This window comes from Mycobacterium sp. NGS50 (genome assembly GCF_059812545.1).
In genome coordinates, this window is record NZ_JCALCW010000013.1 from 20,704 (window position 1) to 47,507 (window position 26,804).

The following is a 26,804-nucleotide window of genomic DNA, read 5'->3' on the forward strand; positions in this document are numbered from 1 at the left end:
ACCGTGTCCCGCCAGCACGTCCTCGTGATCGGCTCCGGTTTTGCCGGGCTGTGGGCCGCGCTCGGGGCCGCCCGCCGGCTCGACGAACTCGGGGTCCGGCCGGGCTCCGTGCGGCTGACCATGTTGAGCCGCGCGCCATTTCATGACATTCGCGTACGCAACTACGAGGCGGATCTGCGTGCCTGCCGTATCCCGCTGGCCGACCTGCTCGAACCGGCCGGCGTCGGCCACATCGCCGACCCGGTATGCGGCATCGACACCGACGCCCGCACCGTCACCACCGCCGGCGGCGTCGTGCACGGTTATGACCGGCTGGTGCTGGCCGCGGGCAGCCAGGTGGTCAAACCCGACATTCCGGGCCTGCAGGAATTCGGCTTCGACGTCGACAGCTATGACGGCGCCGTGGCGCTGGACCGCCACCTGCGTGCCCTGGCCGCCACCTCGTCATCCCCGGGTGCGACGACGGCCGTGGTGGTGGGGGCCGGGCTGACCGGAATCGAGGTCGCGTGTGAGCTGCCGAGCAGGATGCCCGGTTGTCGGGTGGTGCTCATCGACCACAACTTTGTCGGGTCCGATATGGGCGTCGAGGCCCGACCGGTGATCGAAGCGGCGTTGGCGGACAACGGTGTTGCGACCCGCACCGGAATCGGCGTCGAGTCGATCACCGGCCACGCCGTGACGCTGTCGACAGGCGAGGTGCTGCCCGCGGCCACGGTGATCTGGTGCGCGGGGATGCGCGCCAGCCCGTTGACCGGCCAGCTGCCGGTGACGCCGGATCGGCTCGGCCGCGTCCCGGTTGACGACTACCTGCGGGTGCGTGGGGTACCGGCGCTGTTCGCGGCCGGTGACGTTGCCGCGGCAGCACTCGACGGACCGCACCTGTCGGTGATGTCGTGCCAGCACGCTCGACCGATGGGACGCTACGCCGGGTACAACGTGATCAGCGATCTGTTGGGTGAGCCGATGCTGGCGCTTCGGATTCCCTGGTACGTAACGGTTCTCGATCTGGGCCCGGCCGGCGCGGTGTACACCGAAGGCTGGGATCGCCGGGTGCTGGCCGACGGCGCCGCCGCCAAGGACACCAAACGCGTCATCAACACCGAGCGCATCTATCCGCCGCTGAGCCGCGACCGCTCCGAGTTGCTGGCTGCCGCCGCCGCGCAGCTACAGCTCCGGCCCGCCCTCGGTCAGTGACCGCGGCGGCATTGGGATGGGGCTGGGCTGGTCATCGGAATACCAGTGCACCGCATACACCCCGGGCTGCAGCGACAGTTCGGCCACCAGGCGTTCCAGCCGCTCGGCGGCCCGGCCGTCCATCAGCAGATACGCGGTCAGGGCGATGCTGTCGTTGTCGGCACGCCCGGTGTGAAAGCCCCGCAGGGTGATGTCGTTCGTGCTGGCGTTCTGCACGATCTGGGCCCGCGCGTACTTCTCGGACTTGGGGCGGCAGATCACCTGCAGGTGATAGGGCTGCTGCGGCTCGTCCTCTTCGACGTGGTGGTCGCGGTCGATGAGCCGGCCCAGTGGCCGACCCAGCAGGTGGGTGCCGACGATGGTGACGGTGCCGATGAGGGCGAACAGCAGCTGGCCGCCGCCGGCCAGGACGCCGACGGCCGCCGAGCACCACAGCGTGGCCGCGGTGTTGAGGCCGCGCACGTTGAACCCTTCCCGCAGGATGACGCCACCGCCGAGAAACCCGACGCCCGACACCACATAGGACGCCACCCGGGTGGGGCTGCCCACGTCGTTGGCGGTCACCGCGTACAGCACGAACAAGGTGGCGCCGGCAGCGACCAGGGCGTTGGTGCGCAGCCCGGCCATCCGCGCCCGCCATTGCCGTTCCAGCCCGATCAGGGCACCGCAGCCCAATCCGACGGCCAGGCGCATCGTGAAATCCACGAGGCTCAAGGCTTGCATCCGACAACCCTCTCGTCGCTGAATCAGAACCTGTCCCAGTCTGGACGACGACGCGGCCGCTGTCGCGCCGGGCACGAACCGGATGGGAAAATCCGCTACAGCGGTTGCGGGCCCGGCGGCGTCATCCGGGGCTTGTCGCCCTTGGCCACGTGCACCGCGTGGATGCCCGGCTTCTGCTGCAGTTCGGCCAGCAGCGCGTCGAGGTGCTCGGAGTCGGTGTGCCAATGCTGCACGCTGTCCGGCTTCTCCGCCATCTCGGCCACGATGCGTTGCAGGGTCGGCGAGGACTCCCGGTCTTGGAGGTCTTTGACCGCCTTCAGATCCTTGCCGGCCACCGTGCGGCCCTTGACGGCACCACCCGTCAGGGTGCGCGTCGCCGCGGTGCCGGCCGCGCCGGCGGCCATACCGGCCAGTGCCATTCCACTGAAGAGGCCGCCCTCGCTGACCGCGACGGCGGGAACCGCATTGCCTGCCGAGGACAGCACGGCGGCGACCGTCCGGATCGCGGGAGTGGCCGCGGCCCAGCTCGGAGGTGTCGCCAGCGCACCGACCATGCCGGCCTGGCCCACGCCGGCCGACACCGCGGCCGCGGGCACCGCCCCGATCGGCGGGCCGGCCGCCGAGCCGGCTGCGGCTCCGCCGGCGGCGACGGCGACATCCGAGAGTGCCCGCCCACCGATCACGATCCCCATGATGATGCTGATCAGGACGTCGTTGGCCGGCAGAACCAGCTTCGGCAGCAGTTCCAGGTCGGCGGCCAGCGGCGCCAGCGGAGAGGAATTGATCGCGTTCAACAAATCGGTCAGCCAGGTGATCGGGTCGGTGGCGGCCAGCGGTGACGCCAGGTTCTGCAACGCGGTCGGCGTCGCCGACGTCAGCTGCGACAGCACTGAGGCGGTGTTGGATGCCGCGGAGTTCCCCACCGTGGTCGCCACCGCGGCGGCCTGATTGGCGCCACCGGCCGGATTGGTGTTCTGCGCCGGCGCGGCAAACGGTGTCACCGCGGCAGCGGCCGCGGACTGACCGGCGTAGCCGTACATCGCCGCGGCATCCTGGGCCCACATGCTCGCGTACTGGGCTTCGTTGGCCGCGATCGCAACGGTGTTCTGACCGAACAGATTGGTGGCGGTCAGGGAGGCCAGCGCCGCGCGATTCGCTGCGATGACCGGTGGCGGGACCATGGCGGCGAACGCGGTTTCGTAGGCGGCCATCGCCGCTCGGGCCTGGCCGGCGGTCTGCTCGGCTTGCGCCGCGGTGCCGGCCAGCCAGGTCACAAACGGGGCGACGGCGGCCGCCATGCTCGCCGACGACGGACCGGTCCAGGTAGTGGTCAGCCCCGAGATGACCGAGGAGTAGGCGTCCGCGGCGCTGCGCAGATCAGCCGCCAGCCCGTCCCAGGCCGCCGCGGCGGCCTGCAGTGATGTCGGCCCCGGCCCGGCATACATCCGGGCGGAGTTGATCTCCGGAGGCAGTGTTGCGAAATCCATGGCTAGGCTCCTCGATCGCCGCGCAACGCCATCAGTCGGCCTCGTGAATCACGAAGATGTTCGCGGTGCTGGCGAACTCCTTGCTGCCGGGCGGGCTCGCGGCGGTCACCGACCGCGCAGCGGTGCCGCCGGTCCCGACCATGCCGCGTCCCGCGAGGCTGGACACGGCCATGTTGTTCAACAGGCCGGACTCGCTGTCCGCCGCGAAAGCCATCGGCGCCGCGCTGAAATTGCTTTCGGGCAGCATCGCGGCGGCCGTCTTGATTGCCGGGGCAGCCGCGGCCCAGCCTTGCGGCACCGACATTCCCGCGATCCGGCCGGCCCCGCCGATCCCCGCCGAAACCTCGCTCGCGGCGGTTGCGGCCGCTCCGCTCGGGGTCATGCCGAGGATGCCGGCCAGCGGTTCCCCGACCGCCTCGGCCGGCAGCGTCGACACCTTGGCTGCCGCGCTGGTGAGGTTGGCGGCGGCTTGGGGAAGCAGGTAGCTCTGGATGCCCAACAGGAACGGGACGCCACCCACGGTGAACAGCGACAGCGGCGACAGCGGGCCGGCGATGAACGAGTTGAACGCGGTGAACAAGGCGGCCAGGTCACCCGCCGCTGCCGGCGACGCGGCCGCCGAAACCGGTGCGGCCAGGCTCTGCAGCGACTGCGGCAACGCCGACAGCAGCTGCGGCAACGACTGCGTCGGAGAGGCGGCCGAGGTTGCGGCGGCCTGGGCGACGGAGGCTGCCTGATTGGCGGCGCCCGACGGGTTGGTGGTCTGCGGCGGCTCGTTGAAGGGCGCCACCTGCGCAGCGGCGGCCGCGGCCCCCGCGTAGCTGTACATCGCCGCCGCGTCCTGGGCCCACATCTCGACGTAGTGGGCTTCGGTGGCCGCGATCGCCGCGGTGTTCTGCCCCAGAATGTTGCTGGCGACCAGGGTCGCCAGCAGGCTGCGGTTGGCCGCGATCACCGGCGGGGGAACCGTCGCGGTGAACGCCGCCTCATAGGCGGTGGCCGCGGCCCTGGCGCCCGCGGCGGCTTGCCCGGCCTGGACGGCGGTGCCCGACATCCACGTGACGTAGGGGGCGGCCGCGGCGGCCATCGAGTTCGAGGATGGGCCCGTCCACTCCCCGGTCAGCCCGGACACCACCGAGTCATATGCCGATGCCGTCGAGCTGAGCTCTGCCGCCAGTGCGTCCCAGGCCGCCGCTGCCGCCAGCATCGGCCCCGACCCGGGGCCGGAGTACATCCGCCCGGAATTGACTTCGGGTGGCAATGCTCCAAAATCCATGTGTTCCGCTTTCCGTTCGGCATCGACGGTGGCCGGCTACCTGCCCAGTTGTCGCGCTATAGACACCCGCCCCATCGGTGGTCGTTACCGGCGATCACACGCAGAATTGGTGATCACCGTAGCGCCACCCAGGACTCAGACGGCCGCAAACGCTACGATCCGCGGCAACGCCATTGCCGATGCCGGCGGCGTTGCACGCAGCCCACCGCGACCACACTCGCGTCGGTGCCGCGAGGTGTCTGCGGGTGCGGGTCAGGGCCGATCAGCGACATCGCTGTCCAGGTCACCAGACCGGAAGGTCGTCGTCATGGCACTCCTAACGTCTCCATACGGTACGCAACCGGACCGTAATGCCACAGCTGCGCAACTGTGAGTTGCCTGCGAGGCAGCTGCACACTACGAGCCGCCACCGTGCGGGGCCCCGGCCCACCCGGCCCGGGGTCCCGCCCGCCGGCGGCTATCCGGCGACAACCGGCCGGGCCATCACGGTCGGCTTGAAACCGTAACGGGGAACAGCCATACCGAAGCTGCGGTTGTTGGAACCGGTCATCCCCATCCCGGGCATACCGGGTGCTCCCCCGGCCTGCACCGCCGGTGCGGCATTGGTCCAGCCCGCCCCGGGAAGGGAACCCGAGGCGGTGTTGCCTGCCGGGAGAGCCGCGGCCCAGGTCTGCGGCACCGACAGGCCACCGACGGGGGCGGCCTGGCCGACACCCGCCATGACGGCCCCGCTCAGGTGAGCCGGCGCCACCGCGCTCACTCCCATGCCGGGAATCGCGCCCAAGCCGCCCATCCCCATACCGGGCAGGTCGATGGCACCCAGGCCCAGCGGGTCGGCGGCGCTGATGGCGGCACCGCGCACGACCGCCAGGTCCGCCGCCACCTGGGTGATGCCGGCCACGCCCATCGGGCTGAGCGAACTGCTCATCAGGTTGGTGATTCCGTTCGTGAAATCACCCGGGACCAAACCGGTATCGGCCGCGGGTGCCGCCAGGCTCTGCAGCGTCGACGGAACAGCGGAGGTGAACTGCGACAATGCCGATTGCACGTTCGAGCTCGCGGCGGTCCCCGTCGCCTGGGCCACCGCACCGGCCTGCTGCGCCGCACCGGTCGCGCTGGTGGTCGGTGCCGGGGACGTGAACGGCGACACCTGGGACGCGGCAGCCGAGTTGCCGGCGTAGCCGTACATGGCCGCCGCGTCCTGCGCCCACATTTCGCCGTAGAGGGCCTCGTTGAGCGCGATCGCCGGGGTGTTCTGGCCGATTACGTTGGTCGCGACCAGCGCCGCCGTCTGCGTCCGGTTGGCGGCGACCACCGCCGGCGGCACCGTCATCGCGAACGCGGCATCGTAGGCCGCGGCCGCCGCGTTGGCCTGGCTGGCGGTCTGCTCGGCCTGCGCAGCGGTTGCGGCCATCCACGTCATGTAGGGGGCTACCGCTGCGGCCATCGAAGTCGAGGCCGGGCCCACCCATTCCTCGCTGACCAGACTCGAAATCACGGACTGGTACGACGTCGCCATCGAGTTCAGCTCCGCGGCAAGGCTCCGCCAGGCCGAGGCGGCAGCCATCAGCGGTGCCGAACCGGGGCCCGCGTACATGCGCGTCGAGTTGATCTCTGGTGTCAGTGCTCCGAAATCCATTGCAATCCCCTCCCTTAACCTGCAGCCACTGCGTTGGCGGCTTCGGTGGCCGCGTACGAGCTGGCGCTGGCCGCCAGGGTGGCTACGAACATCTGGTGAATCGCCGAGGCCTGCGCGCTGACCACCTGGTACAGCTGGGCGTGTGCGGCGAACTGTGTTGCGGTCAGCGCCGAGACTTCGTCGGCGGCAGCCGGAATCAGTGCGGTGGTAGGAGTGGCCGCGGCCGCGCTGCGAGCGGATAGCGCGGCACCGATGCCCTCCAGGTTGACGGCTGCCTCCGACAGCATCTCGGGTTGGGTCGTCACAAAACTCATCGGAACTCTCCTCATATGCAGGACGGGATTCGCGTTACCGCGGGGGTTTTCGGGCACGGCGAATACGCGCACTGATCCACGATGCAGATCAGTGCTGGTCAGATCTCTGGTGCGGGCCGAATCAGACGGCGGCGACGCCGGGGCCGGATTCGAACGAAACGGTCAGCGGTCTGTAACACGGACAGTCACCAGGACTCAAGTCGCTCTCACCTCCTCACGGCCGGGGCACACGGGGGTGCCAGCGCGGTGCACAACGGGATGAGGCAACCCGGCGGACCGCCGGGCGCACCACCTCTCTCGTCTGAGCTTTGGCACTGCAGGGCGTATCCGGCTGAAGCCGGAAGCCACTTGGGCTCAACCCTTAAGCCGGGAAGAGCTGTCCTGACCCTGGGCGTCTTTCGACGTTCGAGGTCAGTGGCCTATATCCGTACAGACGCCTCACCTAGCGAGGTGCTTGCAGTCAGCCATGCTTGCACCCCGATCGATGCTCGTCAACCCGAGTTTTCCGCCCTGAATACCAGGTAGAGCACGGTCGGATACCCGCCCGTATCCGCCGGTTGGCGCAACGGGGCGATGGCCCTCAGCCTGACCTGCGAGGTTTGCCCGGTGCCGACCATCCGGAGCGCCATGACACCCCGCGGAACGCACCTACTGTAGGGTACGTGTGAGTTACCTAACTACTTACTGTGAACGGCATCGACCCGGTGTCGAATCTGCTTGCCGGATCGATCGTTTCATATCCGTCAGTCGGTTTTCTTCTCGGCCACCGCCGCGCTGAGCCCTTCGGCGAGGTCGGCGCGAGTCAGTTCCTTGAAGCGGCGCAGCTGGTCCGCGCTGAATTCGTCGAAATCACCGGCCAGTACCGCGTCCAGGTCTTCGTCGTCCAGGCGGAAACTACGGTGGTCGCGGGCCTTCTCGACCACGTTGCGGACGAATCCGGCGTTGCCCAGGGTGTCGATTCCCCGGATCAGGTCCCCTTCGGCCGAGATGTTCTCGTCGTTGTAGAACTTGGTGTACGAGGGCAACAGCACCTCGACCGCCTCGTCGGTGATCAGGTCCTCGTTCTCGGTTCCCATCAGCTGGGTCAGCGCGACCAACTCCGGCGGGGTGTAGCTGTAAAACTCGATCACCGTCGAAAACCGCCGCCGCAGGCCCTGATTCACCTCGAGCATGCGCTCCATCGCCTTGGCGTACCCTGCCCCGAACACCACCAGTTCGTCGCGATGGTTCTCCATGTAGAGCAGCAGCGTGTTGATGATCGCGTTACCGTAGGCGTCGCCTTGGGAATAGCCCGCCTCATGCAGATTGTGCATCTCGTCAAAGAAGACCGCCCCGCCGAGCGCTTGTTCGAGCATCTCTTCGGTGTTCTTCTCCGCGTCGGCCATGAAGCGGCCCAACAGCTTGGCTCGGCTGGTTTCGACCACCAATGGCTTGCGCAGCACCGTCAGCCCGCACAACTGCTTGGTGAACGCCCGTGCGACGGTGGTCTTCCCGGTACCGGGTGGCCCCAGCAGCAACGTGTGCCGAGACGAGACCGGAACCGGCAGGCCCATTTTGGCGCGGGCCAGATTCACCTTCGTCGTCGACTTGATCAGTTTGATCTCGCGCTTGGCGGCCTCCATGCCCAACATGGCGTTGAGCTCGGCGTCACCTTCGGCCAAGTACGTCTTGGCTTCCTCGGCATGACGCGATGCTTCAGCCTCGGCCCGGGTGGGCGCACTGTCCGCGTCCCACGGATCGGTGCGCGCCTCGATGGTCTCCGGGTCGGTGAGCACCAGGCGGAAGTCGGCGTTGTCCAGCGCCTCGCGGGCCGGAGTGAACTTGGAATCTCGCGAATACACCTGGCGCAGCAGCTCTGTGGCCTCGTCTTCACGGCCCAGATGCCGCAGGCACATGCCCTGGGTGTACAGCGCGACATTGGTGGCGGCCGGCACCCGATCGACCTCGGTGACCTCCTGGGCCCGCCGACACGCCTCCTCGAAAACCCCCAGCGAGGCCAGGGCGGTGGTCGCCATGGCGGCGGCTGCGGCCTTCAACTCGGGGAAACGCCACTGGGTCGCCGCCGGGAATTGGGTCAGCACATCGGGCCAGCGGCCAGTCCGGAAGTACAGCACGCCACGCACGTAGCGCAGTATCTCGGCGTCGAACGCCTGTCGCGGCTCGACACCGTCGAGCAGTGCCGCAGCCTGTCCGTAGCGCTTCTCCTCGATCAGCGCGGCGGCATATCCGGCCGCCAGGGTGTCCACGCTGGTGATCGCCAGCCGCAGGAACAATCCGTCGGAGGCTTCCGGGCGAAATTCGGCGTCGGTGAGCCCCAACCGGCGTATCTCCCACCCGAAGGTGCGCACCGCGGCCCACGCCCCGGCCAGGACATCGACGCCCTGTTCACCCGCCAGGATCCGCGCCAGCCAGGCGTCACACATCTCCGGATCGATCGTGGTGGCGGTGGCGAACATCTGCTTTGCCACTTGCGGATTGCGGCTCGGCTGCAGACCTTTGACCGAGATCCCGGAGGCCAGCAGACCGGCCACCATCGCGTTGCGGGCATCTGAACCGGTCTGCGCAGCTGTCACCGATGCGCTCCCACCGGGACTGCGAGGTCCTCGTCTTCGCCGAGCACCCGCCCCGGCACGACCAGCGGCGAACGCGCCACCGGGTTCGGCAGACTCGCGCACACCGCGGCCACCTGGCGGCCGGTCAGCCGGTTCAGCCCGTTCCAGATGTTCTTCGGCAGCCGCTTGTCGCTGTGGTAGCGCACCCATGCCGACACCTCGGCGGCGCCGCCGCGCGGTATCAGCCGCACCGTCACCGCCGCGGAATTGGTATCGCAATCCCACAGTTGCTCCAGCGTCTCCGCGGTGATGTCCTGCGGCGACACCCAGAAGCTGGTGATGGACTCGCGGGGGCCCTCCGGTTGCTTCTGCTTGATGCGGCGCCGGTTGGGTCGGACCTTCTCCGGATGCAACCCCGCCAGCACCGCGGCATCAACGTCGGCGATCTCGGTAGCCGTCAGAGCTTGTGCGAGGCAACGTGTCCCGTCGAGATCCTGAGCAAGGCGTTCGGTGACCGCGGCCAGCGTGGAGGCGACCGAATCCCGGGTTGCCACCGCCGCGACATTGCGCTGCGGGTCCATCCGCAGGATCAGCCAGGTGCCGGTGGCGGCGGGCTCATTGTCTTGGGAGTCTTGGTCATCCGCCGCCGTCGGCCCCGCCACCGAGACGATGTCGATGGCGTCCAACCGCACATCGAACTGCCGCAGCGCGGCGACGATCGTCCCGACCGGCAGTGTGGCCGACCCCCCGCCGTTGTGGTGCCGTCCCGAGGATGCGTCCTGCAACCCTGCGACGGCGATCACCGAGACGAGCCGACCCTCGTGCTCCCGAATCCCGATGGCCTGGTGGCTGAATCGGCGGGTGTGATCGAAGGGAGGTGTGCACCCGGCGGTCAGCATTGTCTGCGGGTCGACGAAGCGATCCAGCAGGCGCGCGGCCAGCGTGGAGGCCAGCGGCCGCTGTCGATACGTCACCACACCGGCGATCAGCACCAGCACCGCGACCCCGATGCCTGCCCACCAGGCATACCTGGCGGTCTGCGCCCCACCGGGCCAATGCCGGGCCAGCGCCAGCACCCCGACGTCGATCAGGAAGATCGTAGTCAGACGGGGCCACGACAGGTCGAGTCCGATTCGGCGCTGTGCCTTCATGATTCCCTCGATGATCGGCGCAGGATCTTCGCTGCGGCTAGGGCGATCGCCGCCGCACACAACGCCGCGGCCAGGCCCGCCGCGGCCACCCAGACCGGTGTCATGTTGCGGTCGGGCACCGGTGGCGGAAGCTCCAGCGGAGACGACAGTTGTTCGGGCGGTGTTGCGGGTCCGTCGGGCACATCCCAGGTCAGCGCGGCCACCGGATCGACGATGCCGTGCCCCACCTGGTTGTCCACCCCGCGGGCCGGCGGTCGCGCGGTCTGCATCAAACGGTTGCGGACCTGGTAGGCCGACAACTCCGGGTATTTGGCTCGCACCAGGGCGGCCACTCCGGAGACCAGGGCCGCCGCGAACGCGGTGCCCTGCGGGTGCAGCAGCGAATTCTCCGGTCCGTCAACGGCGTTCATCAGGCCGTCGTCGCGAGGCGACAGCCCCTCGATTTCGGTGCCCGGCGCGGCGATCGACACCCACGGGCCGGCCACGCTGGACTTGTCCAGCGGCGCGCCGTTGGAATCCACCGCGCCCACGGTCAGGACGAACTCGTCGAACCAGGACGGCGTCACCACGGTGTTCACCCCGCCCCAGTCGCGGGGGTCGTCGGGTCGCATCGGATTGTGCGTCGGGTTCTGCTTGCAGTCGCGCTGCATGGTGTCGCCCGCCGCGGCCACGATGACGGCGTTCTTCTCCACGGCGGCGTAGCGCACTGCCGCACCCAGATCGGGGTCGGGTATCCGGGTGCGCACATTCATGCACACCACCTGGGAAATGTTGATCACCTGAGCGCCCATGTCGGCGGCGTGCACGATGGCGCGAGCCATGGTGCGGATATTGTCGGCCTTCTGCCGGGTCTGCGGATCGCCCTCATCGACGAACGGATCCTTGGGGCCGAACGCCTGGCTGGACTGCCGGATCGAGATCACTTCCACATCCGGTGCCACACCGGAGAAGGCATCGGGGGCCGGCGGCGGCGGTGCCGCCGGGGGCGGCGCGGCCGGACGCGGGTACTTCGCGCCGACCACCCGCGGCGCACCGCCGGAATAGTTCGGCGCGGTGACGGTGCCGTGCGTCCCGTGGGCGGCGGCGGGTGCCTGGCCGGGCCCCGGCGCGGCACCCTGTCCGGGTGCCGGAGCGGGCCCCTGGGCGGGCGGTCCCACCGGGACCGGGCCGGCGCCCGGTTCGCCCTCGTTCGGTATCGGCATCGGAGGCGGTGCGATGACCGTCGGCGAAATGATGATCGTGGTCTGCGGGGTGGGCGGGGTCGGCGTCGGCTCGGTGGTCGGCACCGACGGTGGTTTACGGGTTTGCCGCGGCGGCGGCAGCGGTGCGCCGTTGGCGGGTGCGGCGGCGATCAGCGAAGCGACCAGGGTGCCGTGGGCGTCGCAATCGGACAATCCGTCGCCGCCGGCCATCACGTAGTCGCCGCCGCCGGCCAGATTCGGCAGCCGCGGGTGCGGCGTCACCCCGGTGTCGATGACCGCCACCTTCACCCCGCCGCCGCGACCGAACCGCCACGCCTCATCGAGGTTGAGCATGTCCAGAAACTTCGGCCGCACCCGGAAGTCGGTTCCGGGCAGGACCCCGACCTCGGTGCAGTACGAGGTTTGCCGCATCGGCTGCTCCGGGCCGGGCGGGCCGTCCCCGGGAGCGGCACCGGGATCTACCCCGGGCGGATCAACCGCCGCGGCGTAGGGCAGCCCGGCGAACGTGCCGGCGACCACCATCACTGCGGCGGCACTCACCCCGGCTGCGCGCTTGTACCGCGCCCAGCCGTTACCGGTACCGGATTGCTTCATAGGTATTCATCAACCACAAGACCAGCGGGAACAGCGGCATCAGGCACAGGTACTCCACCCACTCGACGAGTTTGCGGAACATCGGGCTGTAGATGGTGTTGGGCACCACCGCGGCGGCGATCAGGCCGGCCGCCGGGAGCACCACCAGCACCGCCACCCCGACCGCCAGGGCGGCCGGGGTCCACAGCACCACCACGTAACGCACCACCACGACCGCCACGATGACGACGCCGGTGACCGTGACGGTGACCGCCTGCAACCGGTCCAGGAACGAACGCCCGCGCAGGATGAGGAACCCGGCGGTGAACCCGGCCACCAGCAGCCCGAGCACCGGCTTGTCGCCGTGCGGGTCGGCCATTCCGCCGGTGCAGGCGATGGTCAGCACCCCGAAGCCCACCAGCAGCCCGGTCAGGAAGGAGCGGGCGCGCTCGGCACGCAGCACCACCTCGCGCACCGACTCCGGACCTTCCAGCACCGGCGGCCCGCCTTCGGGACGCACCACGGTGGTGGGCAGGTCGGGACGTGCCTCGAACACCCAACGGCTGGTGGCCGACGGGAACACCGGCAACCGGATCCCGGACAACCAGCGCGACAGCGATGCGGCGGCGTGGTAGCCCAGCACACAGGCCAGCAGCAGGCAGCCCATCAGGGTCACCGCTCCGGTCACCGCCGCCATGCGCAGCACACCCACCAGCATCACCGCGACGCTGATGGTGATGATTGCGGTGTAAATCCCCAACCGCCGCCCGGTGAAGCGGAGCAGCAGCAGCGCCCCGACACCGGTCACCGCGAAGCCGAACGCGACGTGCGGCGCACCCACCGGTCCGGGCACCGCGGCCGCGGCTGCCACCGCCACCGACACCAGCCCGGTGAGCATCAGGATGTCCCCGACCTGGCGGTCCACCGGGGTGCTGGCGCGCATCAGGATCAGCGCTGCGGCCGCGAACACCGCCACCGCGATGACGCCGGCACAGCCGGCCGCCAGCCAGGTGTCGTGCCGGTAGCGCCAGGCGCCGAGCATTCCCACGGCCAGCAGCACCCCGATGGCCAGCATGCTGACACCGACCTGGATGGCGACCACCGGATTGATCGAGGTGAATCGCTTGGACAGGTTGACCGCGACGGCGGTCGAGATGTGCTCGATGACCTGGGAGCGGTGCTCGGGGTCGGCGAGGAAACGCAGCCACAGCCGGTCGCCGTCGTAGACCTCTTGCTCGGTGAGCGATTGCGCGGACCGCAACGCCGTGCCGTCGACCGTGCACAGCACCCATCGGCCGCGGCCGGTGGCCTCCAGGGTTGTCTCCCCCAGTTCGCGGAGCCGGCCGTTGATGACCTTGAGCAGCGGGTCGATCATCACCGACACCGGGGCGTCGGCGTCGAGCACCACGCCGATCTGCACGCCGGCACCGGCCATGATGCCGACCACCGCGGCACGCGGCGAGGAGACCGAGGCCTCACTGTCGGATTGCAGCGCCTCTATCATCGCGGTCACTGTCCCACCCCCATCGGTCCACCTGTCAACGTCCCGGCCGCGATCGGCGGACGGTTTCGCCCGACAATTCCTGAACTCATGCGTGCTGCCTCATATCCATTGTGGTGTCGCCCAATTCTAGGGGTATCCTGCCGTCTCCGCACGACGACAGCGCGACATACGTAAGTGCTTGATGCAGAACATATTTCGTGTCCGTAACTCACACTCTTCGGTGCGTTTTCCAGGCCCCGTACGGCAGCGTGTCCAAAACGGTCTTGACACCGACCTGGACCAGTTGCGGGGTTGCCGGGCAGATTGCCATCCACGCCTCGCCCGAACCCGCGGTCCGCGCCTGCTGGTACATCGCGATCCTGCCGCCGGACCCGTCCTTCAGTGACAGCACCGACGCGCTGGGCGCGCGGGCGTCGTCGCGGTACTGGCGCGCGTAGACCGCCGCCTCGGCTTCGGGGTCCGCCAGCGCCTGTCCCAGGGCGGCGATGGTCGCGGCGGACAGCCCCATCCGTCGTAGATCGCCGCCGGAGAAGACGTTGAACCCGGATTCCTGCCAGCTCTGGGTCACCTCGAGCATTTCCTCGAGCGGCACGTTGACCGCGGTGATCTGCGCCGGGTCGGCGTGGTGAATCGATTCCAGGCCGTCCAGTACCAGCGCCGCGATCGAGGATGCGTCGGTGACCGACACGTCGTCAACGGTGATGTCGGTGCCCACCCGCACCGCCGACACCCAGTGCTCGCCTCGGCGCGCCAGCAAGACCCGGAATTCGTTGTCCGGGATGTCGCGTGATCCCGGCGGCGCGTCCTCTTCCTCGAGGACGCCGTAGCGCAGCTTGCCGCGCGACAGCAACGCGACCACCTCCAGGTCGGGTGCGGCGAGCACCCTGAGCCGCTCGGCGATCTGCTCGGTGACGGTGTCGCCATCGACGATGCCGCTTTCGCGCATCACCTTCATGCCGGGATGTTCGGCCAGCCAGTCGGTGGAATCGGTCGAGACGTAGGGCCGGCACCGCAACTCGGGAGCGACATGGCGGATGTCAAGCAGGGCCTGCAACATCCAGAAGCCCTCGACATTGACGGTGATGTCGGTACGGGCGCTCGGATCCATCGCTACTCTCCTCCCCGGCCTGGCCGGCCGGCCAACCTCGATACTGCCAGCACAGCGACGGCACACCGGTAACCGGTGTGCCGTCGCTGTTTAGTCAACTGTGAGCGCGCCGCGTGCGCTGGGTGGACGCCCCAGTCGACACTCGATGCGCAATCCGCGTCAGGCCCAGCTGGAGCTGACGGCGGAGTCGGTGTTGGCCATGTTGTTGCCGGCGGACTGCACCTTGGTGCCGTGGCTGGCGGCCTGCTCGTAGATGACCTGGAAGTTGCGGCCCAGCTGGGTGATGAACTCCTGGCAGGCCACCGACCCCGCACCACCCCAGAAGTCCCCGGCAGCCAACACATCAGAGACGATCGCCTGATGCTCAGCCTCCAACGAGGCGGCCTGGGCTTTGATCAGCGCACCGTGGGCGTCCACGTCACCGAACTGGTAATTGATAGACATAGCTCGACTCCCTTCTAGCTGGACAGGATGGTTTGTGAGGCAGCTTCTTGCTGCTCGTAGTTGTTGGCGTCACGCACCAGGCCATCGCGCACCCCGTGCAACATCGTCACGATGTTGCGAAACGCGGTCTGCATCTGACCCATGGTGTCGTACGAGGTCCGCTCGGCCAGCCCACCCCAGCCGGCACCGGAAATATTGGTCGAGGACGCCCACATCCGGCGGGCCTCATCCTCAACCGTCTGCGCGTGGGTGTCGAAACGCCCCGCCATCGCCCGCATCGCATGCGGATCGGTCATAAAACGCGCTGTCATGATCCTGTCTCCCTATCTCGAAGTCATCTAGTTGGTCGTTGTAGAGCAGGCTACGCCGGGGTCTAGCCGGCCGCTGCCGCGTTGGCGGCCTCGGTGGCCGCGTAGGAACCCGCACTGGTATTGATCGTGGCCACGAACATGTCGTGGATCGCCTGGGCCTGCGCGCTGACCTGCTGGTACAGGGTGGCGTGGGCGGCGAACTGGGCCGCGGTCAGCGCCGAGACCTCGTCGGCGGCGGCGGGAATGACGCCGGTGGTGGGACCGGCGGCGGCCGCGTTCTGCGCGCTCAGCGCCGAGCCCAGGCCGCTCAGCGTGGCAGCCGCTGATGTCAGTGCCTCCGGCTGGGTGGTCACGAACGACATTGGGATCTCCTCCTCCAGTTATCCTCAGCAATCGCTCCGCCCTCGACAGTAGAGGGACACACCGGGTCACGCCTGCCGAGAAGCGGCATATTCCGAAGTGTTCACCAACCAGCACCAAATGTTCACGATGGGCGACCGGCGACACCAGGGTTGACCAGCGGCGGCGCGATCCACGCAGGTTGATGGGGTCAGGACGCTGGGCGCCCGGCGGCCGCCGTCCTCCCCCGCGGGGCCCCTCCGCACGGCGGGCAGGCGCGCGGCGGCCCGCTGACGACATAAAATCTGGCTGCTCGGAAGGCTCAGCGGATCCGTAGCGGCAGGGTGGTGAGCGCGAACGTCATCGACGGAAACGCGATGTCCGGCCGGTAGCCCTCGGGCAACTCGAACTCGGGGATTCGACGCAACCATTCGTCGACGATCACGGTCAGTTCCAGCCGCGCCAGGTGGGAGCCGAGGCAGCGGTGCGGTCCGCCCCCGAATCCCCAGTGCCGGTGCACCTTGCCGTCCAGCACCAGCTCGTCGGTGGAGATGTCGTCGGTGCCGTCGCGGTTGACCGCGGCCATGCACAGTCGCACCGGGGTGCCCGCGGGCAGCGTCATTCCCCCGATCGTGACCATCTCGGTGGTGACCCGGGGCGCTACCGGGGCCGACGGCTCCAACCGGACGATTTCCTCGATGAAAGCCCTGGTCTGTTTGGGGTCGTCGCGCAGGGCGGTGCGCAGCTGCGGCCGACGTGCGAGTTCGTACAGCGAGAACCCGATCGCGGCGGTCACCGTGTCCAGTCCCGCCAGGATCAGCAAGTGGCTCATGCCCAGCAATTCGAGGTCGGTGAACTCACCGTCCCCGGTCATCACCTTCGACAGCATGTCGGTGCCCGGGTTCTGCCGGCGCTGGGCGATCGCGTCGGCCAGGTACTCGAACAGCTCGCGGCCCGCGGCCAGGTCTGCGTCGGTGCGGTAGGGCTTGTCGGCGGTGACGGCGTCTTTCCAGGCGATCAGCCGGTCGCGATCCTGCAACGGGAAGCTGTAGAGGTCGATGAACACCTGAAACGGGTACAGGTTCGCCAGATCGGCCATGGCATCGCATTCGCCCCGGTCGGCGATGGCTCCGATCATGTCGGCGGCGTGCCGGCGCAGCACCGGCAGCGACGCGCTCAGGGCATGCGGACTGAAGTAGGGCATCAGGATCTTGCGGTACCGGGTGTGTTCGGGCGGGTCGAACGCCAGCGGGACCACCGGCAGCGGGCTGTCCGGGGGCTGCAGCGCCAACCGCGAGGAGAACACCTTCGGATTGCGCAGCGCCGCCAGCACGTCGTCACGGCGGGTCAGGTAGTAGGCGCCGTTCATGAACACCACCGGCCCGGCATCCCGCAACGCCTTCCATCCGACACCCCGGTCGGCGGCCATCGGCAGCGACGCGTAGTCGAGCCGCGGCAAGTGAAACGCACCCGGCTGGTAGGCGTCGTAGGTGCTCATGGCCGTAGTTTCCGGTGTCCGTTTCTCGTGTTTCGCGGTCGCGCGGCAGTCGATATCGTAGCCGTCGGCCACCTGAGCACCCCGAGGAAGGGAACACGCCATGAGGGTTCGCCTCGAACAATCAAAATGCGTGGGGCATGCGCAGTGCTACGCCGTCGACCCCGATCTGTTCCCGATCGACGAGTCCGGTTACTCCATCCTCGAGGAGCACGAAGTGCAGCCCGAAGACGCGCAGCTCACGCGTGACGGTGTCGCCGCCTGCCCGGAAATGGCGCTGGTCCTCGACGAGGATTGAGCCGCGGCGGGTTTAGCCCGCGAACGGCGGGCGCGTCATCACGGTCGGGCGGAACCCGTATTTGGGCGCGGCGCCATTTGCGCCGGCGCCGACGCCGGCCAGCGGCATGCCACCCAACAGGTTCCCGGCACCGGCTGCGTCCGGGACGGCGCTGACGGAGCTGACCGGCACCGGGGGGGCCGGGAACGCCGACGACGACAGCGGGGTCGATCCCAGCCAGCTCGGCGGCACCACCAGGCGACCGACCCCGGTGGCATTGCCCAGGCCGGCGGCCACCGGCGCGGCCCCGAGCCCGCCACCGAGACCCGCAGCGCCCGCGGCACCCGCACCCGCGGCACCCGCCGCCTCGGCTGCACCCTTGGCGGCGGCCGGTGCGGCCGCGTTGAGCAGGCCCAGCGTCTTGGCCGTCTGCACGAAGTTGTTGCCCATACCGATGCTGAAGTACGGCAGCCCCTCGGTGTTGTAGAGCAGACCGGCGTACGGGCTGTAGCCGCTGACCACGTCGGCGAATGATTTCGGCAGCGAGGTCTGACCGGTCAACAACGTCCACAGACTGGTCAGGCCGTCGGTGCTCGACGTCGTCGCCACCGGTGAGGCCAGGCTCTGCAGGGTGTTGGGCAGCGACGAGATGGCCTGAGACACGTTCTGGGAGCCGGAGGCGGCCGCGGTGGACGCGGCCTGGGTGACAGCCGCCGATTGTAGGCCCTGACCGGCGGCGTTGGTGGTCTGCGCCGGCGAGGCGAACGGTGTCACCTTGGTGGCGGCCGCCGACTGGCCGACGTAGCCGTACATCGCGGCGGCGTCCTGCGCCCACATCTGCCCGTATTGCGCCTCGAGTTGGGCGATCAGCTGGGTGTTTTGACCCATGATGTTCGTCGTGGTCAGCTGTGCGACCTGGGCCCGGTTGGCGGCGACCAACGGCGGGGGAACCGTCGCGGCGAACGCGGCCTCGTAGGCAGCAGCGGCCGACCGGGCCTGGTTGGCGGTGTGCTCGGCCTGGGTGGCGGCGGTGCTCATCCACGCCACGTACGGCGCGGCGGCCTGCGCCATCGCCGCCGATCCCGGACCTGCCCACTCCTCGCTGGTGAGCTGGGCGAGCACCTTCTGGTAGCCGAGGGCGGCCGAGTTCAGCTCAGCGGCCAGCGCGTTCCACGCCGACGCGGCGGCCACCAGCGGCGTCGAGCCGGGCCCGGCGTAGATGCGCGCGGAGGTGACCTCCGGCGGTATTGCCCCGAAGTCGAGCACTTTCTCCCCTAACCGGCTGCGGCCGCGTTGGCGGCCTCGGTGGCCTGGTAGGAACCAGCGCTGGTCCCCAAGGTGTTGACGAACATCTCGTGAATCGCCGCGGCCTGGGCGCTGACCTCCTGGTACAGCTGCGCGTGGGCGGCGAACTGGGCGGCCGTCAGCGCCGAGACCTCATCGGCCGCGGCCGGCACGACACCGGTGGTCGGGGCGGCCGCAGCCGCGTTCTGGGCGGAAACCGTCGATCCGATCCCCTGCAGGGTGCCTGCGGCAGCCGACAGCGCTTCGGGCTGTGTGGTCACGAACGACACGTGATCTCCTCCTCGTCAATCTCGCTATTCAAAAGGCTAACGGGCTTGCCCACGGCCACCCGTCCTCCACGCCAACTATTCATTCCCTCATCGCCACTGTTCACCGGCCGGAACTCGCTGTTCACCCGCAGTTGGGGTGCGCGACGTTTTGCACGGCGCTACCCGGCCGACGGGGGTCGGGGCATCACGCTGTACCGGAACCCGTACCGGTGGGTGAACCCGCCGCTGGCACGCCGCCCGACGCCGCTCAGCGGCATCCCGCGCAGCAGGCCCTGCGATCCGGCGGCCTGGGAGGCCTCGCTGAGGCTCAGCGGCGTGCCGAACGATGTCGGGTTGACTCCCGGAGTCCCGGCAGCCCAGCTCGCCGGCACCGACAACCGGCCGATCGAGTTGGCGCTGGCGGCGGTGGCCGACACCGGGCTGCTGATGGGGTAGCTGCCCAGCGCGGGCAGCCCCGCCCCGGGCAGCGGCGCACTGCCGGACGCGCCGGCCCCGCCCGCCGCACCCGGGAACATCTGCTGACCGATCGAGGCGCCGAACTGTCCCATCCCCAACGCGAAGTAGGCCTGCAGCGCCTGCCGGATCGCGGTGAAGTTGCTGGGGGTCAGCCAGCCCGACGATCCGGTCGTCGTCGATCCGGTGGTCGTGCCGGCGGTCGTCGAAACCTGGTGCACGACTTGCGTTGCCGACGTTGCGGTGACCGTTTGCGATGTCGTCGAGGTAGTGGTCGACGTTGCGGTCGTCTGCGTCGCGGTCTGCGCCGCCGATTGGGCCGCGGACTGCGCGGTGGTGCCCGCCTGGGTGCCGGTGGCCTTGGCGACCGCGGCGGCCTGCGCGGGCACCCCGGAGGAGTTGGTGGTGTCGGCCGGCTTGGTGAACGGTGTCACGGTCGACGCCGTCGCCGACGATCCGGCGTAGCCGAACATCGCGACCGCATCCTGCGCCCACATCTCGGCGTAGTGGATCTCGGTGGCGGCGATCGCCGGCGTGTTCTGGCCGAAGAAGTTCGTGGCCACCAGCGTCATCAGCTGCACCCGGTTGGCGGCGATCACCGGCGGCGGGACGGTCATCGCAAAGGCCGCCTCGTAGGCCGCGACCGCGGCCCGCGCCTGCGCCGCGGTCTCCTCGGCCTGCAACGCGGTGGCGTGCATCCAGGCCACGTACGGCGCGGCCGCGGCGGTCATCGACTCGGCCCCCGGGCCGGACCATGCCTGGCCGCTGAGCTCCCCGACCACCGAACCGTAGCCGGTCGCGGCGATATGCAATTCCGCTGCCAGTGCGTCCCATGCCTGCGCCGCGGCCAACAACGGCCCCGGTCCGGGCCCCGCATACATACGGCCCGAGTTGATCTCCGGCGGCAACGCCCCGAAATCCACTCCAACCCCTCCTAGCCGGACACCAGCGCGGCGGCGGCCGGATCGGCCGCCCCGAGCTCAGCGCCGACACGCATCACGGTCATGGTCGCTACGGCCGCTGAAGGCCTTGCGGTCACGCGAACTGAATGTGCGGTCACAGATGTAAGAGCACTTTCTTTTCTCGGTCACCCTCAGCGTTAAGACTGTCGAGATCGATCACTCGCCTATGAACGATCGCTCGTTTCAGAGGCTAATCGGGCGCCCCGCGAAACGCCGCGCCCAAAACCAACAATTCACGACTGGACAACGACTGTTCACCCACGTACGACGGCCGTTCATCCGCTGTTTAAAACGGGGCGAACCCGCAGGTGATCGGGGTCACGCCGGCGACCCTGCCGGCCGCGGGATCACGGTGTCGACAATGCGCTCAGGGCGGGAACTCGGTGGAGTTCCCGCCCTGGATGCACACTCAACGGCAGCTGCCGCCTACCGGCGCACCGGGGTGTCGGCGACCTGCACGAACACCCCGGTGTCCTCGGCCATCAGCAGGCCGCGACCGCGGGGCAGCGGTCCGCCCTTCATCTTGCCGCGGATGAACCCTTCGTCGGGGTCGGCGTCCATCACCAGCAGCGGCGAGTTGGCCTGGTGCAGCGCCCGCAGCAGCGGATCGCTGCCCGCCGACGACCATCCGCCGAAGGTGCGGGTGACGATGACGTGCAGGCCGACGTCGGCCGCGCGGGTCACCCAGGGGGCGGCCTTGTGCATCGGCGAGTCGAACCCGGGTGGGAACTGCTGCACATCGTCGATGATCAGGAAGATCTCCGGCCCGCTCCACCAGGAATGCGCCAGCAACTCCTCCGCCGACAAGCCGGGCGGCGGCTCGCGCCGCGCCAGGGTGGCCGCCAACTCGTCGATCAGCGCCACGACGCCGTCGAGGTTGTAGGCGAACTTCTCCACGTACTCGGAGCCCAGCGTGGTCAGCAACTGCCGGCGCGGGTCGACCAGCCACACCTGCGCCGATGGTTGCGTGGTCGGCGGCGCCGAGCTGGAGCCCGGCGCGTACACCCGGCCGATCTCGGACATGATGGTGGCCAGCGTGGTGGTCCGTCCGCATTCGCGTCGCCCGGTCACCATCAGGTGAGAGTTCTCGGCGAAGTTGAGGTAGACCGGCTGCAAATCCAATTCCGATACCGCCCAGGCGATTCCACCCGCACCGACGCCTTCGCGGCGGTCCACGGCGGCGGCGGCACGCACGTCCTCGAGACCGAACCGTGCCGGTAGCCTGCGCACCGGACGGGCCCGGCCGACGGCGATCTGGCTGACCGCGGCGACCACACTGTCGGACTCGAACACGCTGTCTGCCGTGTCGGCCAACGCCGGTCGAGCCACCAGGGTGTGCAGGCCCGATTGCGGGTCGCTGTCGAGGCGGACGTAGTTCACCGCGACCATGCCGCGGCCCGGCTTGACCGGAACGTCCTTGGCGAACCGGGAGCGCACCAGCTTGGCGTCCTCCACGGCGGCCAGCCGCAGCTCCACCCGGGATCCGAAGCCGCTGCGCACCGGGGGCCGCAGCTCCGATTCCCGGTCCGCGGTGACGATCACGTGCACACCGAACGACGGACCCTGGTTGATGATCTGGTTCACCTGCTCGATGAGCACCTCGTTTTCCTCAGCGAGGGCCCGGTAGTTGTCGATCACCAGGTAGACGTCACCGAAGCCGTCATCGGGCACCGCGCCGGGCGCGCTACCGAACTTGCGGCGCCGGAAGACCTCCATGCCGGCCACGTCGTATTCCAGGAAGCTGCGTTTCCGGCCGCGCATCAGCGCCAGCAGCTCGGCGACCGTGCGGCGCACGCCGTCGGGATCGGTCGGCCCGGCCACCGAGCCCACATGCGGCAGGCCGGCCACCGTGGTCAACGCGGTGCCGCTGTAGGCCAGGCAGTAGAACTGGACCTGCTCGGGGGTGTGGGTCATGGCGGCGGCCGAGATCAGCGTCTGCAGCGCCGTCGTCTTACCCGACCCGCCGGCGCCCAGAATCAGCACGTTGGAGCCCGGGCCCGAGGTGTCCACGGTCCACGGCGGCTGGTCGTGCTTGAACGGGCGGTCGATGATCCCGATCGGGAACACCAGGTTGCGCGCGGTGCCGTACTCCTGCTGCCACGGCCGGCCCAGGAACCGGTTCACCAGCTCGTCGACGGCCACCGGCTGGTCCAGCGGCGGCTGCCACAACCGGTACGGCTCGAAGTCGATGCGGCGCAACTGGTCGATGATCGTGGTGCCGACCTTGGGCGTCCGGAAGCCTTCGTCCTCCTCGGCGACCTCCACCGCGGTTTCCGGGGTCGACCCGTCGGTGAGTTGCGGGACGTCGTCGGGGAAGTCCTCGATCTCGGTCCCGCTGACCGCCACCTCCAACGGCGCGAAGGCGGTGGTGAACAGCTGCGGGCGGATGTAGTCGACGGCATGCACCAGCGGTGCCTGCTCCTCGGCGAAGATCGTGCCGCGGCGGTAGTCGCGCCACAGGAACTCGGCCTGGAACCGGATGATGTCCTCGCCGCTCTTGCGGAAGTATCCCAGCCCGGCCTTGGCGGGCAGGTTCACCGCGTTGGGCACCCCGGCCGCCTGGGCCGCACCGGCGGTCTGCGCCTTCAGCACCAACCGGTAGCCCATGTTCTCCATCAGCTTCTCGGCCCGGCTCTCGATGGTCTGCGAGGCCATCATCAGGTGCACCCAGTAGGCACGGCCCTGACGGCCGATCGAGTCGAGCACCTCCACCGCGGTCGGCATGATGCGGAACCACTCGTAGAACTCGTCGATGACGACCACCAGCATCGGCAGCGGCGGCATGTCCTGCCCGTGTGCCCGCATCCGGGACCGGATCTCGTTGTACTCCTTGGCGCCGTCGACACCGGCGCTGTCGCACATGGTCTTGCGGCGGGCGATCTCGCCCCACATGGCTTCCAGGAAGCGCTCCATCAGGGCCTGGTCGTCTTCCAGGTCGGTGATGATGCGCGAGACGTGCGGAACCCCGGAGAACGGCTTGACCGCGGAACCACCCTTGAGGTCGGCCAGCACGAACTGCAGCTCGTCGGGCGGGTGTCCGAGCATCAGCGACTCGATGACGGTCCGCACCAGCGTCGACTTACCCGAACCGGTGGTTCCCGACATGACGCCGTGCGGCCCGTCGCCACCCTCGTCGAGGGACTTCATGTCCAAGAACAGCAGCTCGCCGTTGTCGGCACGGTTACCGAACGGCACCCGCAGCCGCGACCGGCTGGTCGCGTCGCGGCGGCCGGCCCACAGCGCGGCGAAGTCGATCGACCCCGGGTCCTCGACACCGTAGTAGGACAGGATGTCGCGCGAACCGATGTGGGTGACCCGTTGCCCGATCTCCTCGTAGGCTTCGGCCAGTCGCCACTGCGCCATCCGCTGGGCGAACTGTTCGGCGTCGGACGCCGACACCTGGTCGGCCAGCGCGAAGAACCAGGCGTTGTCGTCGATCACCATCCAGGTGTCGCGGTCGCGGGGCAGCGTCTCGATCACGCCGTTCTCGTCGGTGAACCGCAGCACCCGCTGCGGGGCCGCACCGGCCACCGCCGAGGCGCCGCACAGGTCGAAGAACGTCACGCCGTCCACACCTTCAGCGGCGAACACGTACTCCCACTGCGGGTCGTCGGCGTCGGCGATGATCACGTGGTGCGGCGTGGGCATCTCCGCCGACGAGCTGGGGTGGCGCGGCATGAACGATCCACGCCCGGAGAACAGATCTCCGTGCTCGGCGGCGAACTCCCGCACCGAGCTGTACACCATGCGGGCCTGGCCGGCGGCGTCTTGACGTCGCACGTCACCGAAGTGCGGCAGCCATTTCACCCAATCCCACTGCCCCACATCGGAACTGACCACGACCATCCGCAGGTGGTCGGGTCCGTGCGAGAAGGCCAGTTGGCAGATGATGGCACGCATCAGGCCCAGCGCCTGCTCACGCTCCCCCTCCAGCGCGTACCAGGGCTCCACCAGCAGCGACACCATCTTGGGCAGGTTGTAGACGACGCTTTGGTAGCGCCCGAACTCCTGCAGCGCCTTACCGGTCACCGGCTCCAACTCGATGTCGGTGGGCATGTTCTGCGGTTCGCCCCAGGTCACCTCGGGCCGTGTCATCCCTACCCCGACCCGTACGGTGCCGAAGTTGAGGTCCTTGCCGTCGGGTTTGCGTTCCCACATCCGCGGCGAGCCGATGGCGGCGGTCAACGTCGCCGGTGACGGGTGGAACCAGCGGTAGTTGGCGTCCATGCTGTCGGCGGATTCCGACGCGGTCTCCCGCAGCCGGTCGAGCATCAACATGAACTGGGCGCGCATCGCATCCAGCTTCGGGCGGCTCAATTGCTGGGCGCCGCCGCCGAATCGGCCGCCGAACATCATCATCGCGATGCCGCCGACCATGAAGATCGGGAAGATGGCGCCGGCACCGAGGAACATCCGCGATCCGCTGGCCACGGTCATCGCGACCATGCCGGCCACCAGGCCGACGACCAGCACCCCGACCACCACCAGCCACCACGGCTTGCCTTCCGGCGGCGGGACACTCAGCGGTGTCGGCAGCACGATGTTTTCCGGCTTGACCGCCGGCGCCCGCTCGGGTGTGGGCCGCGCAAAGCCTCGTTTCACTTGGGCACCACCAATTCTCCTGGCGTCATGTCTTTGGGCAGGGTGTCGTGACGCACCAGCGCGTCGGCGCGCGACAGCGTCGGGCCCGGGGCCAGCAGCCGCAGCGCCACCCACGGCGCCTGGCTCGGCTCGTCGCCCAACCCGAGGGCGCCACGCGAGTCGCGGGAGTCTTCCACCCCGAACCGCACACCGGATTCCGAAAGCCACCACAATGATTCGGTTGTCGTGGCACCCGGGTCGTTGCCGGTGACGGCGACGAAGTTCGCCGAGCTCGGCCCGAAGTACACCCGGTCGGCCTCGCGGCCGGTGTCGTCGGCCTTCACCAGCGACACCACCCGGTCAATTCTGTCCTGCGGAACAGGAATCGTCGGGCCGGAGATCACCTGCACGCGGGCCCGTCCCTCACCGGCGGTCTTCTCCCACCACCAGCAGGTTGCCGGGTTCTCCCGCATGTCGATCACATGCAGCGGGGTTTCCGGGTAGGCGGACAGATCCAACCCGGTCACCAGCGGCATCTTGGCCAACACGGCCGGCTGCACGGTTTTGGCGGTCGCCCCCGCGTTCTGCAGAATGCGGGCCACCACCTCGGTGATGGTCTGCACGCCGTCGGCAAGCAGCACCGAATACTGTTGCGGCCCACTGATCTGCGGCGTCACGAACACCGTGCCCACCGGCGCGGGTGCGCTGCCGAAGTGCGCGGGGCTGCCCGCTTCGGGCACCGAGGGCACCGACAGTTCAGGCCCCTCGGGCAATGCGTCATACAGCGCCCGGCTCATCGGCTTGGCCTGGCTGACTTCCTCGGGCGTGATACCCAGCGGCGTCAGCACCGAGCGGTCGACCGCGTCGATGCGCGAGCGGCGGCCGTCGCGGATCACCCAGGAGTCACTGCCGTACCGCAACACCACCGCGTCGGACCCGCTGAGCACCCGGCGGTGATCCGACAGGCTGGGGCTGCCGTCGATCACCGTGACGGTGACCGGCGACACCGCACCGATACCCGACGTCGGGGCCACCGAGTCGCAGATCAGCCAGGACGACGACGTCGGGGTGGTCGGCGAGAACTCCGACGGGGCGCCCGGGATACCCACCATCGGGCCGTGCGGCTGCTCGGCGATCTGACTCGACCGCACCTTGTGCGGGTTGTCCGGACGCCCGGCGATCAGCCGCGCCGAGGCCAGGTTCAGCGCCGGGTACAAGGTGTCCCCCACCCGCACGTACAGCGCGCCGGAATCACGGTCGGCGATGATCGGTGAATCGCCGATCTGGCCCGACGGGCTCAGGAACGACCACAGCAGCGCCCCCAGGCAAACCATCAACGCCGCGGACACCGACGCCACCACCGCCAACGATTGCCGCCGGCTCGGCTCGACTTCCATCCGGACCCGCCACCGCGTCAATGCCAGGGCGGTGCGACGCGCTAGGAATTGATGGCCCGTGACCTGCGTCCGGGTGGAGAGTCCCAGCCCGTAGCCGGACCCCCGCTCATGTTCAGCCATTGCTTGTCATCTGCCCCTGGATGGATTCGCCTGTATTGCTCACACGGCATGCTAGCGACCTGCCGCACTATCCGCTCGTCGAGCGGGCGTGAGGCACGATGGACCGAGTGAGATCGGCGGGAGGACCT

General features: G+C 69.1%; 21 protein-coding genes and 1 riboswitch. Of the genes, 2 read left to right on the forward strand and 19 right to left on the reverse strand.

Annotated elements, in window-relative coordinates; translation table 11 throughout:
• Positions 1-3 precede the first annotated feature (3 nt).
• Positions 4-1,194 carry an NAD(P)/FAD-dependent oxidoreductase gene (locus AC5Y36_RS11325; protein ID WP_500041091.1) on the forward strand — a complete coding sequence of 397 codons (1,191 nt, stop codon included), beginning with the start codon at positions 4-6 and terminating at the stop codon, positions 1,192-1,194.
• Here the strand turns inward: AC5Y36_RS11325 and AC5Y36_RS11330 are convergent.
• From AC5Y36_RS11330 to AC5Y36_RS11395, 14 genes are all read right to left on the reverse strand, one after another.
• Entirely contained in the window at positions 1,165-1,917 is a 753-nt protein-coding gene (locus AC5Y36_RS11330; protein ID WP_500040993.1) for an MgtC/SapB family protein, read from the reverse strand. The two genes, AC5Y36_RS11325 and AC5Y36_RS11330, sit on opposite strands and share 30 nt — an antisense overlap.
• A gap of 95 nt (positions 1,918-2,012) precedes the next feature.
• Positions 2,013-3,404 carry a PPE family protein gene (locus tag AC5Y36_RS11335; protein ID WP_500040994.1) on the reverse strand — a complete coding sequence of 464 codons (1,392 nt, stop codon included), beginning with the start codon at positions 3,402-3,404 and terminating at the stop codon, positions 2,013-2,015.
• Between the two features lie 31 nt (positions 3,405-3,435).
• Entirely contained in the window at positions 3,436-4,680 is a 1,245-nt protein-coding gene (locus AC5Y36_RS11340; protein WP_500040995.1) for a PPE family protein, read from the reverse strand.
• A 457-nt stretch (positions 4,681-5,137) separates the two neighbouring features.
• Positions 5,138-6,319, reverse strand: a complete 1,182-nt coding sequence (locus AC5Y36_RS11345; RefSeq protein ID WP_500040996.1) for a PPE family protein — start codon at positions 6,317-6,319, stop codon at positions 5,138-5,140.
• Positions 6,320-6,333: 14 nt separating this feature from the next.
• Positions 6,334-6,633, reverse strand: a complete 300-nt coding sequence (locus tag AC5Y36_RS11350) for a PE family protein (RefSeq protein WP_500040997.1) — start codon at positions 6,631-6,633, stop codon at positions 6,334-6,336.
• 285 nt (positions 6,634-6,918) lie between these two features.
• Positions 6,919-7,090, reverse strand: a riboswitch (M-box (ykoK) riboswitch).
• A gap of 286 nt (positions 7,091-7,376) precedes the next feature.
• Positions 7,377-9,167, reverse strand: a complete 1,791-nt coding sequence (gene eccA / locus AC5Y36_RS11355) for a type VII secretion AAA-ATPase EccA (RefSeq protein WP_500041092.1) — start codon at positions 9,165-9,167, stop codon at positions 7,377-7,379.
• 35 nt (positions 9,168-9,202) lie between these two features.
• The gene (gene eccE, locus AC5Y36_RS11360) at positions 9,203-10,336 is read right to left on the reverse strand and encodes a type VII secretion protein EccE (protein ID WP_500040998.1); all 1,134 of its coding nucleotides are present in this window, start codon (positions 10,334-10,336) and stop codon (positions 9,203-9,205) included.
• A complete protein-coding gene (gene mycP, locus AC5Y36_RS11365; RefSeq protein ID WP_500040999.1) occupies positions 10,333-12,132 on the reverse strand; it encodes a type VII secretion-associated serine protease mycosin in 1,800 nt (599 codons plus the stop codon). The genes eccE and mycP overlap by 4 nt, the downstream gene beginning before the upstream one ends.
• A complete protein-coding gene (gene eccD, locus AC5Y36_RS11370) occupies positions 12,110-13,624 on the reverse strand; it encodes a type VII secretion integral membrane protein EccD (protein WP_500041000.1) in 1,515 nt (504 codons plus the stop codon). The genes mycP and eccD overlap by 23 nt, the downstream gene beginning before the upstream one ends.
• Positions 13,625-13,823: 199 nt before the next feature.
• A complete protein-coding gene (locus AC5Y36_RS11375) occupies positions 13,824-14,723 on the reverse strand; it encodes an ESX secretion-associated protein EspG (RefSeq protein WP_500041001.1) in 900 nt (299 codons plus the stop codon).
• A 159-nt stretch (positions 14,724-14,882) separates the two neighbouring features.
• Entirely contained in the window at positions 14,883-15,167 is a 285-nt protein-coding gene (locus tag AC5Y36_RS11380; protein ID WP_500041002.1) for a WXG100 family type VII secretion target, read from the reverse strand.
• Positions 15,168-15,181: 14 nt separating this feature from the next.
• Positions 15,182-15,478 (reverse strand): WXG100 family type VII secretion target, encoded by a 297-nt coding sequence (locus AC5Y36_RS11385; RefSeq protein ID WP_500041003.1) that lies wholly within the window; start codon positions 15,476-15,478, stop codon positions 15,182-15,184.
• 62 nt (positions 15,479-15,540) lie between these two features.
• Entirely contained in the window at positions 15,541-15,840 is a 300-nt protein-coding gene (locus AC5Y36_RS11390; protein WP_500041004.1) for a PE family protein, read from the reverse strand.
• A gap of 299 nt (positions 15,841-16,139) precedes the next feature.
• Entirely contained in the window at positions 16,140-17,315 is a 1,176-nt protein-coding gene (locus AC5Y36_RS11395; RefSeq protein ID WP_500041005.1) for a cytochrome P450, read from the reverse strand.
• A 100-nt stretch (positions 17,316-17,415) separates the two neighbouring features.
• Between AC5Y36_RS11395 and fdxE the strand changes: the two genes are divergently transcribed.
• Positions 17,416-17,610 (forward strand): ferredoxin FdxE, encoded by a 195-nt coding sequence (fdxE, locus tag AC5Y36_RS11400; RefSeq protein ID WP_500041006.1) that lies wholly within the window; start codon positions 17,416-17,418, stop codon positions 17,608-17,610.
• 12 nt (positions 17,611-17,622) lie between these two features.
• Here the strand turns inward: fdxE and AC5Y36_RS11405 are convergent, their stop codons facing one another.
• The 5 genes from AC5Y36_RS11405 to eccB form a co-directional block, all read right to left on the reverse strand.
• Positions 17,623-18,855, reverse strand: a complete 1,233-nt coding sequence (locus tag AC5Y36_RS11405) for a PPE family protein (RefSeq protein ID WP_500041007.1) — start codon at positions 18,853-18,855, stop codon at positions 17,623-17,625.
• An 8-nt stretch (positions 18,856-18,863) separates the two neighbouring features.
• Entirely contained in the window at positions 18,864-19,163 is a 300-nt protein-coding gene (locus tag AC5Y36_RS11410; RefSeq protein WP_500041008.1) for a PE family protein, read from the reverse strand.
• Between the two features lie 158 nt (positions 19,164-19,321).
• On the reverse strand, positions 19,322-20,539 hold the full coding sequence (locus AC5Y36_RS11415; RefSeq protein ID WP_500041009.1) for a PPE family protein: 1,218 nt from the start codon (positions 20,537-20,539) through the stop codon (positions 19,322-19,324).
• 465 nt (positions 20,540-21,004) lie between these two features.
• The gene (gene eccCa / locus AC5Y36_RS11420) at positions 21,005-25,180 is read right to left on the reverse strand and encodes a type VII secretion protein EccCa (protein ID WP_500041010.1); all 4,176 of its coding nucleotides are present in this window, start codon (positions 25,178-25,180) and stop codon (positions 21,005-21,007) included.
• Complete coding sequence (eccB, locus tag AC5Y36_RS11425; RefSeq protein WP_500041011.1) at positions 25,177-26,676, reverse strand: type VII secretion protein EccB; 1,500 nt, start codon at positions 26,674-26,676, stop codon at positions 25,177-25,179. Before eccB ends, eccCa begins: the two co-directional genes overlap by 4 nt.
• Between the last annotated feature and the right edge of the window lie 128 nt (positions 26,677-26,804).